The sequence below is a fragment of the uncultured Roseobacter sp. genome, assembly GCF_947488185.1.
Taxonomy (GTDB): domain Bacteria; phylum Pseudomonadota; class Alphaproteobacteria; order Rhodobacterales; family Rhodobacteraceae; genus Roseobacter.
The window spans coordinates 247323-260279 of record NZ_CANKYM010000004.1 but is presented as its reverse complement, the minus strand read 5'-3'; the positions used below and the strand labels follow the sequence as shown (position 1 = coordinate 260279).

Sequence of the window (12957 nt, the reverse complement as noted above, 5' to 3'; positions counted from 1 at the left end):
CTGAGGCGCCGGCTGTGACCCACCGTGGTCTGGCATCCGGAATTTGCGTCGCTGACGCCCATGGGAAGTTTTAAGATGACTGATGCCGTAACCCGTGCCGCCGAGGTGCTGAAAGAGCACCGCGCCTCTATCGACCGTCTCGATGCGATCCTCGTCTATACGCTGGGCGAGCGGTTCAAGCACACGCAGGCCGTGGGGAAACTCAAGGCTGCACACGACCTTCCCCCGTCCGATCCCGCGCGCGAAGCGGCACAGATCGAGCGGCTCGAAGATTTGGCGAACCGGGCCGATCTGGACCCCGAATTCGCCAAGAAGTTTCTCAACTTCATCATCGCTGAAGTCATTCAGCACCACCAACTCCACCAGACATAAGGTGGCCTGAAAGCCCACCTTACCCACTGAACTCAGAAGGAAATACTACAATGGCTATGAAAATTCGTCTCGCCCGTGGCGGCTCCAAGAAGCGCCCCTTTTACCGGATCGTCGCAGCGGACAGCCGCATGCCACGCGATGGCCGTTTCATCGAGAAGCTGGGCACATACAACCCGCTGCTGCCGAAAGACAGCGAAGAGCGTGTGAAAATGGACGTCGAGCGCGTTCAGCATTGGTTGGGTCAGGGCGCACAGCCCACGGACCGCGTTGCGCGTATGTTGGAAGCTGCTGGTCTGAAAGAAAAAACCGAGCGCAACAACCCCAACAAGGGCACACCGGGCAAGAAAGCCCAGGAACGTGCTGAAGAAAAAGCCGCAAAGGCTGCTGAGGCTGCCGCACCTGCTGAAGAGGCCCCGGCGGAAGAAACTGCAGAGTAAGCTGGCGGTTTTTGGGCTGTCGCCGCTACGACAGCCCTGCCTTTCTAAACCTGCAGGGGCCCGCGATTCTGCGGGCCCTTCGCTGTCTCATTCCTGTCCGGGCACGCAATGTTCAGGCCAATCCGCTCTTTGATGCTCATCACGTTCGCTTTTCTGGCGGGAATTTTCTTTGAGCGGGCCAATCAACGAGACACATGTCTTGATCGCGGCGGCGCAATTTCCGAAGGTTTGTGCGTAGGAGTGGAAGAATGACGGCGGAAAAAATCTGTGTCGGTGCCATTGGCGGCTCGTACGGTGTGCGGGGTGAGCTGCGCATCAAGAGCTTTTGTTCCGTTCCAGAAGACATCGAAAGCTACAGCCCGCTGGCCACTGAAAACGGCAGTCGGATGTTCCATCTGGCGCTCGTGCGCCCGATCAAGAATGGCTTTGTCGCGCGTATCATTGAGGTCTCCACAAAAGAAGAGGCCGACGCGCTGAAAGGCACACAGCTTTTCGCCACCCGTGACCAGCTACCCTCTCTGCCAGACGATGAATATTATCACACTGATCTCATTGGCCTTGAGGTGCTGGACACGGGTGGCACCTTGCTGGGTCAGATCAAAACTGTTCTGGACCATGGCGCAGGGGATTTGTTGGAAGTGCAGCGTCCGACCTCTTCGGAAACTGTACTCCTCCCCTTCACACTGGCTGCCGTCCCTACGGTTGATCTTGCGGCGGGCCGCATTATTGCAGACCCGCCCGACGGGCTTTTTTAAAGAATGCTGGAACAGATTGTTTTGCACCCGGGGTTCCACAAAACCGGTACGAGCAGCCTGCAACAGACGATGGATGCCAACAAGAAAAGACTGCCAGCCCGTTTTGGCGTACTGTTGCGTCCCCAATTGGTGCAACTGTCAAAGGCAGTTTTCAGGTACGCCCAATTACGTGACGATGCAGCGCTCGCGGTCATCCGACGCGAAGCTGGCGCGCTTGCCGCCAATCATTCTGACCGGGTCAAAACGCTATTGATCAGTGAGGAAAATCTCAGCGGTCCAATGCCCGGTCGCGCAGGTGCGCACAACTATGGCGCGACGCGCTCTATTCTCCAGGCTATGACCGAAGGCATCCTGCACACCAGCCCTGACTGCCGCATTTGCGTGTTTTTCACCACGCGCCAGCCAGGGCCATGGCTGAAAAGCTGCTATTGGCAATGCATGCGACGCGGCCGCGTTGGCATGTCCGAGGACGCCTTTGCCGAGCGCTATCAAAAGGCGGCGAACCTGGCGGAGGTCGTCGCCGAGGTGACCGATGCCTTGCCGGAACATCTTGTGGTCAGCATCCCGCTGGAGGACTGCACACAACGACGTCTCGGCCCTCTGGATGCCTTGCTGGACTTAACCGATATTCCAAACGGTCGCCGCGCCCGGATTGTGGCCCGCCCCATAGCGCATAAGATGCCACCTCTCGAAATTCAAAAGCAGTTGATCAAACTGGATCAGTCCGATTTGTCCGACAAAGACGTGGTGGTCGCAAAACGGGCGCTCATTGATGCGCAGTTCTGACCACAAAGGCCCTGCGATCAGAGCTTGCGCATCGGGCGCCAAACCGCGCATATGCACGGCGCAGCCCCTGCGAAACGAAGCATCATGAGTGAAACGCCAAAATCCTTTGGTCGAAAAACAATCCGCCCGGCAGCACAGCCGCGCGATCTAATGTCCGGTGACGAAGAACTGGCAGGTGTGTGGCAGGCGCGGGTCGTGACACTTTTCCCCGACGCGTTTCCCGGAACACTTGGTCTTTCCCTGACCGGCAAAGCCCTGCAGGAAGGGCGCTGGCAGCTCCACACACATGATCTGCGTGATTTTGGCATTGGGAAACACCGCAATGTGGATGACACACCAGCAGGCGGCGGCGCGGGGATGGTGCTGCGGGCTGACGTCGTTGGTCCGGCGATCGAAGCAGCGCAAAACCATGCGACAGGGCGCTGGCCAATCCTGTACATGTCACCTCGCGGACGCCGCTTTGATCAGGCCATGGCCAGGGATCTGGCGCGCTGCGATGGTGTTACCCTGCTCTGCGGGCGTTTTGAGGGCGTGGATGAGAGGGTCTTGGAGCACTACCAGATCACAGAAGTCTCATTGGGCGATTTCGTCATGACCGGGGGGGAGCTGGCCGCTCAAGCCGTGATCGATGCCACTGTCCGACTCCTGCCCGGGGTACTTGGCAATGCGGACAGCACAGTCGATGAAAGTCATTCCCAAGGGCTTTTAGAGCATCCGCAATACACGCGCCCGGCCGTATGGATGGAACGCGAAATTCCACCGGTTCTGACATCTGGCAACCACGGAGAGATTGGAAAATGGCGACGTGCTCAATCGGAAGATCTAACACGAATGCGCCGACCTGATCTTTGGGAGGAGTTCGAAACGAACGACTGATCACGACCTTTCGAATTACACGAGGCACCACCCAACTGCCCGATTCTCGCCTCAAACCGCGGGGCATTTGGCTAAAAATAGCCAGAATTTCAATCGAAGATGGTCGCAAGTGTAAATCAGGGGTGATGTCACATGATGAAATTTTTGGAAGCACTAGGCACTTCCGCCAAAAAGCAGCCCGCCCATGGCGCGGATATGAGATACACAAGGTTCAATTACCACAAGACGCGCGAAACATCGGCATCGAAACAGGTAGAACAGCCAAACCACGTGCGGCGAACCTCTATGCCGGTTGCGGCCCACCGCCCTGCATCCAATGCCGCACGCGCTCAAAAACCTAAGTTTGACGAGAACGCTCAGCTTTATTCAGAGGCACACATTTCGGTCAGCGTTTTACGGAACGCCCTGCCGATGCGATTTGCTGTGATGGACTAGTCCGCAGGACGCCTCTGGCGTGGCATTCATATTACTGGTTCTGTTTCAGCTTTGACCACCGTCCAGGCAATCATGCCGCCATGAACGTGGTACGGCATCAATATCCCTCTGGTGCAGGATATAGGACTTGGGACGTGCCCTGCTCTTCACGTCATAGGCGGGCGGTTCGCCAAACTGCAGCAATTGCCCGTTCTTGTCCGTAAAAGCCCAGCGAGCCGCGACGAGTTGATAGGTACCAGTCTCATTGCCGTCACTGTCGCGCCAGAACTGCTGCCGCCACGCGCCCTTAATCTTGACGGGCAAGCGAACGTAATCTGGACCGGGATGCGGTCGCTGCACAGTCGCCGCAGCATGGCGTGCGCGATTGTCGAGCCACTTCAAATGTGCGGACAGTGGCCCGGTATCCAAAGCGCGACGACCGGAAAAGACAACGGATATCTCTGTTGTTTTTTTGAAGAATGCACGTATCAGGACATCTTGCGCAGCGGTGCGGCTGACCTGCGGCAAAAGCTCAACCTCAATTGGCCCACCATAGGTTTTGAAGAGCTCCCGGTCTTCTTGTTCCGGAGAGGGTTCGGGGGCATGTCGGCGTGAGAATGACATTTGCAAATCTGTCCACAAACTAAGATGCAGGCCTGCCTCGCCCCCGAAAACACGCCTTTGGCATGAAGGTACAGTGCCATTTCTTAACAAAGCGTTGAAACAACGGGCCTGACACCGGAATACGACTTGGGACGCTTGATAGGGCTTGATCCGCAGTGGCTTCCCCCCTATACCGCGCGAGTTCGGAATCGCTTTTGTGGTCCGGACCCGTTGGTGTTGAATTGGGGCGCTTCTTTCTGTCACCCACCACTACACAGCGGCTATCAAAAGAAACGACGTTTGAACTCTCCCGGCGGGCGCGAAACGCAGACCCGACGACGGACCGGAAGCTCTGAGACGCGCCAAATGTTACGCAACACACTGCGTGCAAAACCTTCGTGGAGCAAACCACGAGCACTAGAGGAGACGATCAGATGGATCTGATTGCAGAAATTGAGGCGGAGCAAATCGCCGCTCTTGGGAAAGATATCCCTGACTTTCGCGCGGGCGACACCGTCCGCGTCGGGTTCAAAGTAACCGAAGGCACACGCACCCGTGTGCAAAACTACGAGGGTGTGTGCATCGCACGCAACAATGGCAAGGGGATTGCCGGGTCCTTCACAGTTCGCAAGATTTCCTTTGGCGAGGGTGTAGAGCGGGTTTTCCCATTGCATTCGACGAACATCGACAGCATCACGGTCGTGCGCCGCGGTCGCGTGCGTCGCGCCAAACTTTACTATCTGCGCAGCCGTCGCGGCAAGTCCGCACGGATCACCGAGAATTCCAACTACAAGCCGCTCGCGGCAAAAGACGCGTAAGGAGCATTTCGATGAAAGCAGATACACATCCCGAATATCACGTCATCGATGTCAAAATGACAGATGGTACCGTGGTGCAGATGAAATCCACTTGGGGCAAGGAAGGCGACCAATTGTCGCTTGATATCGATCCCTCTGTGCATCCGGCATGGACTGGCGGCTCATCGCGCCTGATGGATACAGGTGGCCGCGTTTCCAAGTTCAAAAACAAATACGCAGGCCTGGGTTTTTAAACCTTGAGCTCTTGTAAAGACATAAAAGCCACGCTGTTACGGCGTGGCTTTTGTGTCTTTGAGATTATTGCTCAACCCTCATCAAACGTAAGGGGCGGCCAATTCAGGCCGAGCAATAGGGATTAGAATTCCTCCCACCCGGATCTTTCCAAGTCTTCATCTGGCAGCGCAAGGGCGGCATTTCCATCAAATGTATGGGCAGTGGCCGACGAAGTGGCATTCAACACAGGCTGTTCGTTTCGTGGCGATGAAGAGAGGGCTGAACCCCGTTGTGTCACAGAAGGCTCACTTCCAATAGTGAAGCGCGCCATGGCCTGCTTGAGTCGTTCCGCCTGCTCTGCAAGCGACTGAGTTACAGCATTGGTTTCCTCAAACATCGCGGCATTTTGCTGCGTGACGTCTTCCAGCTGCTGCATCGCTTCATTTGACTCGGAAATACTCATGGATTGTTCCGCCGCTGCCGCTGCAATGACCGAGACATATTCAGCAATCTCTTCTACGGCGCCATTGATGCTCCGTAAAGCTGTGCCCGCATTGTTAACCAGTTCTACGCCGTTGGACACCTGTTGCCCACTCGCTTCGATCAGGCCACCAATCTCGCGCGCGGCTTCAGAAGATCTTTGGGCCAGCTCCCTTACTTCTGAGGCAACCACCGAAAATCCACGCCCCTTGTCCCCTGCGCGGGCAGCTTCCACGCCAGCATTCAGCGCAAGTAAGTTCGTCTGAAAGGCAATATCCTCGATCACACCCACAATTTTTGCAATCTGCCCGGAAGAATCCTCGATCTCCGCCATCGCGGCCACCGCGTTCTTAACGATCTCATCCGAAGACCCTGCCTTTGATTGCGCTTTCAGCACCGCATCGTTTGCTTGCTGCGCACTTTTGGCGGCATTGCTGGAATTGGTCGCAATTTGAGTGATCGCTGCCGTGGTTTCTTCCAGAGTTGACGCTTGTGCCTCGGTCCGTTTTGCCAGTGTTTCAGCTGCGTCTTCGATGGAGTTCACATCTTCCACAATTGTACCGGCGTTCTGATCAACCAGCGCCATGGCATCATGCAGTTCAGACAATGCACTGTTGAAGTCCTGGCGCAGATCCTCGTACTGGTCTGGCAAAGGCTCGTTGATGGGCTTGGACAGGTCCCCTGTTGATAGACTCTTCAATGCGTGCCGCAAGGTATCGACCACCCGCTTTTGCTCGGCCTCGACCTTCGCGCTTTTCCGGCGCTCGGCCTCTTCGGTCTCTCTGGCGTTGCGGTCTGCCTCGATCGCCTTTTCAGTCTCGGTTTCGGCTGCCTGACGCGCTTCCAATGCAGCTTTCTGAGCCTTCTCGGCAGTTTCCAATGCCGCTTCGGTTTCTGTCTTCGCCGCTTCCGCCTTGGCCAGGGCCGCACGAGTCTCATCCGCCGACTTTTGCACTTCTCGGTTCTTTGCCAGGCTCTCCTGATAAGCCTTGTTACGCTGCTTCAAAGAGACCCAAAGCACCGCCGCCTCGACCACAACCACCGCACCGTGCAGAACAGTTCGTTGCAGGTTGGTCGCAATATCAACCGAGGGATAAACCAGAGCAGGCAAAGCCAATGACAAGCTGAGGTGATGGATCGCGATGGCCGCCGCCGCTGCCAAAACAACGACCGGTTCGGACATTATCATGCAGACAGCAAGAACAGCGAAAAAGATCATGTGGCTGTCGATCTGCCAGGCGTGACCTGAGAGCGCAGCGGTGATGCAGATCGCCTGACCGACGAGCCCAACTGCAACAAGGACGCGTCCATGCACGTTTTGCATCCGCGCTCCTACAAACGCCAATATCGCGAAAAACGTGGCGCTTGCACCGATGAGAAGAATAGAATTCTGCGCCACCCAAGCCGCGAGGAGGGCAAACGGTACAAGCGCAGTCGCCCCCATTGCCACTTGAAATGCGGCCCTGTTTGCCGCGTCTTTCCAAACATCATCCCGAAAGGTCTCTATTTCAGTCATGCCTCTACTCCACACAAAAAGGCTGCGCGCCTGCCATCAACAACAAACCAGGCCCCATGCGCCAGAAGGGACGCGGCGAAATCATGTTCCTCCGAAAAGGCAAACACGCCGAAGCGCGCCTCTATCGGCCCGAGGACGCGCCCGCCGGAAGCGACAATCATATCGTGACGCTCCACCCAGCCCGGACCGATGACCAATACAACCTCACCAGGCACAGGTTTGGACGCCGCCAGGGCAAGAAGCGGGCCAGAGAAAAGCAATGAGATCAGCACAAGGCCGTAAGTGATCAAAGGCATCGGGACCATTTCCAGTTCGTTGCTGGCTAGCACGTGAAGGTTTACAAGCTGCTAAAGCGTGAATTCTCTGGTGCGCCAACATGTGCCTGTAAAAACCCATCTGGGATTACCCGACACACAATGCGTAAATCGCCTGCATCACACCTTCCCAAATTCATCAACACTACATATAGTGCCGCCCAATACATGAGCCGCAGGAAGCGGCCGGGGCAAAGGATCGGGCAATGGCGCATATTATCGTCGTCGGGAATGAAAAAGGCGGCGCGGGTAAGTCGACGGTGTCGATGCATGTGGCTACGGCCCTGGCCCGGATGGGCCACAAGGTCAGCGCCCTTGATCTGGACCTTCGGCAACGAACCTTCGGGCGCTACACAGAAAACCGCAAAGCCTTTCTGGCCAAGGCCGGATTGAGCCTCGCCAGTCCGAATACGCATGAATTGCCCGAAATCTCACCCGAAAGCCTGAAACCCGGTGAGAACATTTATGATCACAGGCTATCGGCTGCGGTGGCCTCGCTGGAACCGGACAACGACTTCATCCTGATTGATTGCCCCGGCTCGCATACGCGCCTCAGTCAGGTTGCGCACTCGCTGGCCGACACACTGATCACGCCGCTCAACGACAGTTTTGTGGATTTCGACTTGCTGGCGCGCACGGATTCCTCAGGCGACGAGATTCTCGGGCCATCGGTCTATTCGGAAATGGTCTGGAACGCGCGCCAGCTGCGCGCGCAGGCGGGCCTGACCCCCATCGATTGGATCGTCGTGCGCAACCGAATGGGGGCACAGCGCATGGTCAACAAGGAAAAGATGGAACGCGCCGTGAAAAACCTGAGCAAACGGATCGGGTTTCGCATTGCGCCGGGCTTCTCAGAACGCGTTGTTTTTCGAGAACTTTTCCCGCGAGGACTGACCTTGCTGGATCTCAAGGACATTGGTGTCAAACAGTTGAATATCTCGAATGTTGCAGCACGCCAGGAGTTACGGGATCTGATGAAAGCACTGAACCTGCCAAACGTCGCGGTGGATTTTTAGGCCGTCGCCTCCGATTTTGCCAAGAAGGCCGTGGTCACGATATCGGCGCGGGCGCGGACAGCACTGAACCCCCAACCTTCGGGGTGTTCATCTGATATCTTGTCTTCATAGACCGCGCGCTTGACCTGTTCATATGCGGACAGCCCGTCCAGATCCTGTTTCAGCCGCATGCGAAGGGAGGCCGTGGTTTCATTTTCTTTCGGTTCAAAGGTTTTCCGAAGGGCGACCACCTTCGGGCCAAATCTGTCTTTGAAACCGGCCTTTATCTGCGCCGGCGGCCAGTATCCGCCTTTGCCTTTCTGCAGGTCATCCATGAATAGTGACCCGAAAAATGTGGCGGCTGCGGTCGCCAAAGGCGAAGCAATGCCTTTGTAGTCCGGTTTTTCGGACCCCTCCGGCGGCGGTGGCATTTCCAAACCGGGAATATGCGGCAAAACACCCGGAAGCTCGGACAGGGCCCAGCCCCCCAGATAACTGAAGGCCCCAATCAATGCGACCGGGGTCAGCATCTGGAACTGCCACATCTGAACGGCTTTTTTCGGATGTGTGGCCAGAAGTGCCATGGCACTAGCCCGCGCGGTAAAGCCCACGATGACAAAGGCCAAAAACACCAGCGTCACAAGCGCCCCCGGGAAAGGCGTGTTCAGAAAATAGACCCCTAGCAAGGCGCCTATAAAAATCGGCAGGGCTTCCAGGAGTTTGTCCCGCATAGAGTAACGTTACTTGAGCCGGATGTGGGGCGGATTGTGAGAGCAGGTGATGAACGTCACACCGTTGAGTTGAACCTCCCACTGTTCCGCCTGGGCGCCGTCCCCCTTGTCACACATGTCCGTACCCTGACGGTTTATCAGGCCCGGCAGAAGCTTCGCCAGGCTGGCTATCTGATCGACAACTGGTGCCGAGAGACGATCCCGCTGGATCATTTCGCCCAGTTTCTCGACTTGTTTGAGGAGCATCTCGCGGGTGCCAGCGTCCAAGTGATCCAACCGCTCCGATTCTCTGTCTTTCATCGATGCCTCCCCATGACATTGTCGGAGGCTAGCACGATTCGCGAAAACCCAGTTAGTCCTTCGGGGGCAGTTCAGCCAATACACGTAGAGTCTGGCGCAATATCTCCGCCTGATCCCGGCCGATCTTGGCGACCAGCGCCGCATCATACTCCATCGCGATCTCGCGTAGTTCGGCATAGGCTTTGCGGCCCTGCGCCGTCAGATCCAAATGCTCCACACGCCGGTCTGCCGCGTCGCGGGTCCGTGCGAGAAAACGCCGCTCTGCAAGGCGGTGCACAGCGCGGCTGATCTTGGTCTTGTGCATCTTCGCGGAATGCCCAATCTCTCCCGCCGTCATGCGACCGTAAAGCCCAAGATGGAAAAGCACACGCCATTCAGTGCGCAGCATCCCATACCGGTCCTTGTACACCTGTTGAAATTCGAGGCTGCTCATCTCTGCCGCCTGATTGAGCAGATAGGGCAGAAATTCCTGCAGATCAAAGCGGTCATTGTCTGGCATGCCACTTGGCTTCCCTTGTTAGTTACAAAAACAACTATTACATCTGCGCCATTCTGCGGACAAGGGAGGTTTCCATGAACCGGCACGTGACACCAGCAGGGATGACCCAGGCCGCCAGCGGCTCTGGCACGACCGACGGCTATATGCCCGGCTTCGGCAATGACTTTGAGACCGAAGCGTTGCCCGGTGCCTTGCCGCAGGGCATGAACTCACCACAGAAATGCAATTATGGCCTTTATGGCGAACAGCTGTCCGGCACGGCCTTTACCGCGCCCAGCCACCAGAATGAACGCACATGGTGCTACCGCATTCGCCCCTCCGTGAAGCATTCGCACCGCTATGAAAAGATCGACCTGCCCTACTGGAAGTCTGCCCCGCATGTGGACCCGGATGTGGTATCACTGGGGCAATACCGCTGGGACCCGGTGCCGCATTCCGACACGCCGCTGACCTGGTTGACGGGCATGCGCACCATGACGACGGCGGGGGACGTGAACACGCAGGTGGGTATGGCGACGCATATCTATCTGGTCACGCAATCGATGGTGGATGCCTATTTCTACTCGGCAGACAGCGAGCTGCTGGTGGTACCGCAGGAAGGACGGCTGCGGTTCTGCACCGAGCTTGGGGTGATCGATGTCGAGCCCAAGGAGATCGCGGTGATCCCGCGCGGGCTGGTCTACCGGGTGGAGGTTCTGGAAGGCCCCTGTCGCGGGTTCGTCTGCGAGAACTACGGCCAGAAGTTCGACCTGCCGGGGCGGGGACCCATCGGGGCCAACTGCATGGCAAACCGGCGCGACTTCAAGACACCGGTGGCGGCGTTTGAGGACCGGGAGGAACCCAGCACCGTGACCATCAAATGGGCAGGCCAGTTTCATGAGACGCAAATCGGGCACAGCCCGCTCGACGTGGTCGCGTGGCATGGCAACTACGCACCCTGCAAATACGACCTGCGCAACTATTGCCCGGTGGGCGCAATCCTGTTTGATCACCCGGACCCGTCTATCTTTACCGTGCTGACCGCGCCCTCGGGCGTAGAAGGCACCGCAAACATCGACTTTGTGCTCTTCCGTGAACGCTGGATGGTCGCCGAAGATACGTTCCGCCCGCCGTGGTATCACAAGAACATCATGTCGGAGTTGATGGGCAACATCTATGGCCAGTATGATGCCAAGCCCAAGGGGTTCGTGCCCGGTGGCATGTCCCTGCACAATATGATGCTGCCCCACGGGCCGGATAAAAACGCCTTTGAAGGCGCCAGCAATGCAGACCTCACGGCGGAAAAGCTCGACAACACCATGTCTTTCATGTTCGAGACTCGTTTCCCGCAGCATCTGACCCGCTTTGCAGCTGAGGAGGCGCCCTTGCAGGACGATTACATCGATTGCTGGGAAAGCCTTGAGAAAAAGTTCGACGGCACGCCCGGGAAGAAATAGACACGTTGCATGAGCACCGCCCTTATTGACCTTCTCTTCTGGATCGGCGTCTTTGCCGCCTTGTTCTTCCTGTTCCGCTGGCTGCAGGCCCGCAAGAAACGCGACGCGCCCGGCAAGGATGACTAGATGCCCCTGATGAAAAGCTGGGTGGCCAGCGCCAATGATCCGGGCTGCGACTTTCCCCTGAACAACCTGCCCTACGGCGTTTTCTCGAACGATCCGCAGGACGCGCGCTGCGGCGTGGCCATTGGCGATCAGGTGCTGGATCTGGCAGCGGTCGAAGCGGCAGGCCTGATCCGGCTGGCAGACGACCCGGTCTTCGATCTGCCCTATTGGAACGATGTGATGGACCTGGGGCCCGACGCCTGGGCCGCCCTGCGCGCCCTGCTTACGGATTTCCTGCGCGAAGCGGCACCAGAGCAGGCACAGCTGGCACCGTTTCTGGTGCCGTTGTCCGAAGTACGCCTTCATTTGCCAATCGTCGTGTCCGAATTCACCGATTTCTACGCGGGCCGCCATCACGCAACCAACGTGGGCACGATGTTTCGCGGCGCTGAAAACGCGCTGCCTGCCAACTGGCTGCATATCCCCATCGGCTACAACGGACGGGCCAGCACGGTCGTCGTCAGCGGCACCGAAATTCGCCGCCCATGGGGTCAGATCAAGGTGCCTGACGCCGATGTGCCAGCGTTCAAACCCACCCAAAAGCTCGATATCGAACTGGAACTGGGTGCCATCGTTGGCGTGTCCACATCCATGGGGCAACCCATATCGGTGGCCGAAGCGGATCAGATGATCTTTGGCTACCTGTTGCTGAACGACTGGTCCGCCCGCGATATTCAGGCCTGGGAATACCAGCCTCTTGGCCCGTTTCAGGCCAAGGCTTTCGCCACGTCGGTCAGCCCGTGGATTGTCACCACCGAGGCCCTCGCCCCCTTCCGTGCATCCACACCCGCGCGCGGCAAGGAGCTGTTGCCCCATCTCCAGGAACCGGGACCCATGCTCTTTGACATTGATCTCGCCGTGCTGATTGAGCCGGAAGGCGGCGCGCAGGAAGTGATCGCCCAGACCAACTACAACCAGATGTATTACTCCGCCGCGCAGCAACTGGCGCATCACGCCTCCTCTGGCTGCGCGATGAACGCGGGCGATCTGCTGGGCTCCGGCACCATTTCGGGTCCGGAAAAGAACCAACGCGGGTCCCTGCTTGAGCTGAGCTGGGGCGGTGAAGAGCCGATTGCGCTGCAAGATGGCGGCACCCGGTGTTTTGTCGAAGACGGCGACACGCTGACCCTGACGGGGCACGCGCAGGGGGACGGGTACCGCATCGGCTTTGGTGCCTGCGCGGGAAAGGTTCTGCCAGCACTGGACTGGACGTAATCGCCCGAGACCGCCACACTCAGAACGCAGGA

Annotated in this window: 17 protein-coding genes; 11 read left to right on the top strand and 6 right to left on the bottom strand. The window is 57.6% G+C overall.

The window, feature by feature from the left end:
- The first annotated feature begins 75 nt into the window (after positions 1–75).
- The 6 genes from Q1A52_RS16950 (at position 76) to Q1A52_RS16925 (ending at position 3661) form a co-directional block, all read left to right on the top strand.
- Complete coding sequence (locus Q1A52_RS16950) at positions 76–372, top strand: chorismate mutase (protein WP_195821587.1); 297 nt, start codon at positions 76–78, stop codon at positions 370–372.
- A 50-nt stretch (positions 373–422) separates the two neighbouring features.
- Complete coding sequence (rpsP, locus tag Q1A52_RS16945; protein WP_195821586.1) at positions 423–809, top strand: 30S ribosomal protein S16; 387 nt, start codon at positions 423–425, stop codon at positions 807–809.
- A 248-nt stretch (positions 810–1057) separates the two neighbouring features.
- Positions 1058–1564, top strand: a complete 507-nt coding sequence (rimM, locus tag Q1A52_RS16940) for a ribosome maturation factor RimM (protein ID WP_300017993.1) — start codon at positions 1058–1060, stop codon at positions 1562–1564.
- Between the two features lie 3 nt (positions 1565–1567).
- The gene (locus Q1A52_RS16935; RefSeq protein ID WP_300017990.1) at positions 1568–2350 is read left to right on the top strand and encodes a hypothetical protein; all 783 of its coding nucleotides are present in this window, start codon (positions 1568–1570) and stop codon (positions 2348–2350) included.
- Positions 2351–2434: 84 nt separating this feature from the next.
- Complete coding sequence (gene trmD / locus Q1A52_RS16930; RefSeq protein ID WP_300017987.1) at positions 2435–3226, top strand: tRNA (guanosine(37)-N1)-methyltransferase TrmD; 792 nt, start codon at positions 2435–2437, stop codon at positions 3224–3226.
- A 132-nt stretch (positions 3227–3358) separates the two neighbouring features.
- Positions 3359–3661, top strand: coding sequence for a hypothetical protein (locus tag Q1A52_RS16925; protein ID WP_299778832.1), 303 nt, complete (start codon positions 3359–3361; stop codon positions 3659–3661).
- Positions 3662–3706: 45 nt separating this feature from the next.
- Here Q1A52_RS16925 and Q1A52_RS16920 read toward each other — a convergent pair whose 3' ends face one another.
- Positions 3707–4282, bottom strand: coding sequence for a hypothetical protein (locus Q1A52_RS16920; protein WP_300017985.1), 576 nt, complete (start codon positions 4280–4282; stop codon positions 3707–3709).
- 395 nt (positions 4283–4677) lie between these two features.
- Between Q1A52_RS16920 and rplS the strand changes: the two genes are divergently transcribed.
- A complete protein-coding gene (rplS, locus tag Q1A52_RS16915; RefSeq protein WP_299778836.1) occupies positions 4678–5061 on the top strand; it encodes a 50S ribosomal protein L19 in 384 nt (127 codons plus the stop codon).
- 11 nt (positions 5062–5072) lie between these two features.
- Entirely contained in the window at positions 5073–5294 is a 222-nt protein-coding gene (rpmE, locus tag Q1A52_RS16910; RefSeq protein WP_299778838.1) for a 50S ribosomal protein L31, read from the top strand.
- A gap of 122 nt (positions 5295–5416) precedes the next feature.
- Here the strand turns inward: rpmE and Q1A52_RS16905 are convergent, their stop codons facing one another.
- Together Q1A52_RS16905 and Q1A52_RS16900 are read right to left on the bottom strand one after the other, a co-directional pair.
- On the bottom strand, positions 5417–7270 hold the full coding sequence (locus tag Q1A52_RS16905; RefSeq protein WP_300017982.1) for a methyl-accepting chemotaxis protein: 1854 nt from the start codon (positions 7268–7270) through the stop codon (positions 5417–5419).
- The gene (locus Q1A52_RS16900) at positions 7267–7566 is read right to left on the bottom strand and encodes a hypothetical protein (protein ID WP_299828175.1); all 300 of its coding nucleotides are present in this window, start codon (positions 7564–7566) and stop codon (positions 7267–7269) included. Before Q1A52_RS16900 ends, Q1A52_RS16905 begins: the two co-directional genes overlap by 4 nt.
- Before the next feature lie 224 nt (positions 7567–7790).
- On the opposite strand from Q1A52_RS16900, the gene Q1A52_RS16895 reads away from it, so the two are divergent.
- Entirely contained in the window at positions 7791–8600 is an 810-nt protein-coding gene (locus Q1A52_RS16895; protein WP_299778843.1) for a division plane positioning ATPase MipZ, read from the top strand.
- Here the strand turns inward: Q1A52_RS16895 and Q1A52_RS16890 are convergent.
- The 3 genes from Q1A52_RS16890 to Q1A52_RS16880 are packed head-to-tail and all read right to left on the bottom strand — an operon-like array spanning position 8597 to position 10109.
- On the bottom strand, positions 8597–9310 hold the full coding sequence (locus Q1A52_RS16890) for a hypothetical protein (RefSeq protein WP_300017979.1): 714 nt from the start codon (positions 9308–9310) through the stop codon (positions 8597–8599). The two genes, Q1A52_RS16895 and Q1A52_RS16890, sit on opposite strands and share 4 nt — an antisense overlap.
- 9 nt (positions 9311–9319) lie before the next feature.
- Positions 9320–9610 (bottom strand): hypothetical protein, encoded by a 291-nt coding sequence (locus Q1A52_RS16885; RefSeq protein ID WP_299828171.1) that lies wholly within the window; start codon positions 9608–9610, stop codon positions 9320–9322.
- Positions 9611–9662: 52 nt separating this feature from the next.
- Complete coding sequence (locus tag Q1A52_RS16880) at positions 9663–10109, bottom strand: MarR family transcriptional regulator (protein WP_299778846.1); 447 nt, start codon at positions 10107–10109, stop codon at positions 9663–9665.
- 74 nt (positions 10110–10183) lie between these two features.
- Here Q1A52_RS16880 and hmgA point away from each other — a divergent pair, with 74 nt between their 5' ends.
- Both hmgA and fahA read left to right on the top strand, forming a co-directional pair.
- Entirely contained in the window at positions 10184–11545 is a 1362-nt protein-coding gene (gene hmgA, locus Q1A52_RS16875; RefSeq protein WP_300017976.1) for a homogentisate 1,2-dioxygenase, read from the top strand.
- 126 nt (positions 11546–11671) lie between these two features.
- Positions 11672–12925, top strand: a complete 1254-nt coding sequence (fahA, locus tag Q1A52_RS16870) for a fumarylacetoacetase (protein ID WP_300017973.1) — start codon at positions 11672–11674, stop codon at positions 12923–12925.
- The last annotated feature ends 32 nt before the right edge of the window (positions 12926–12957 follow it).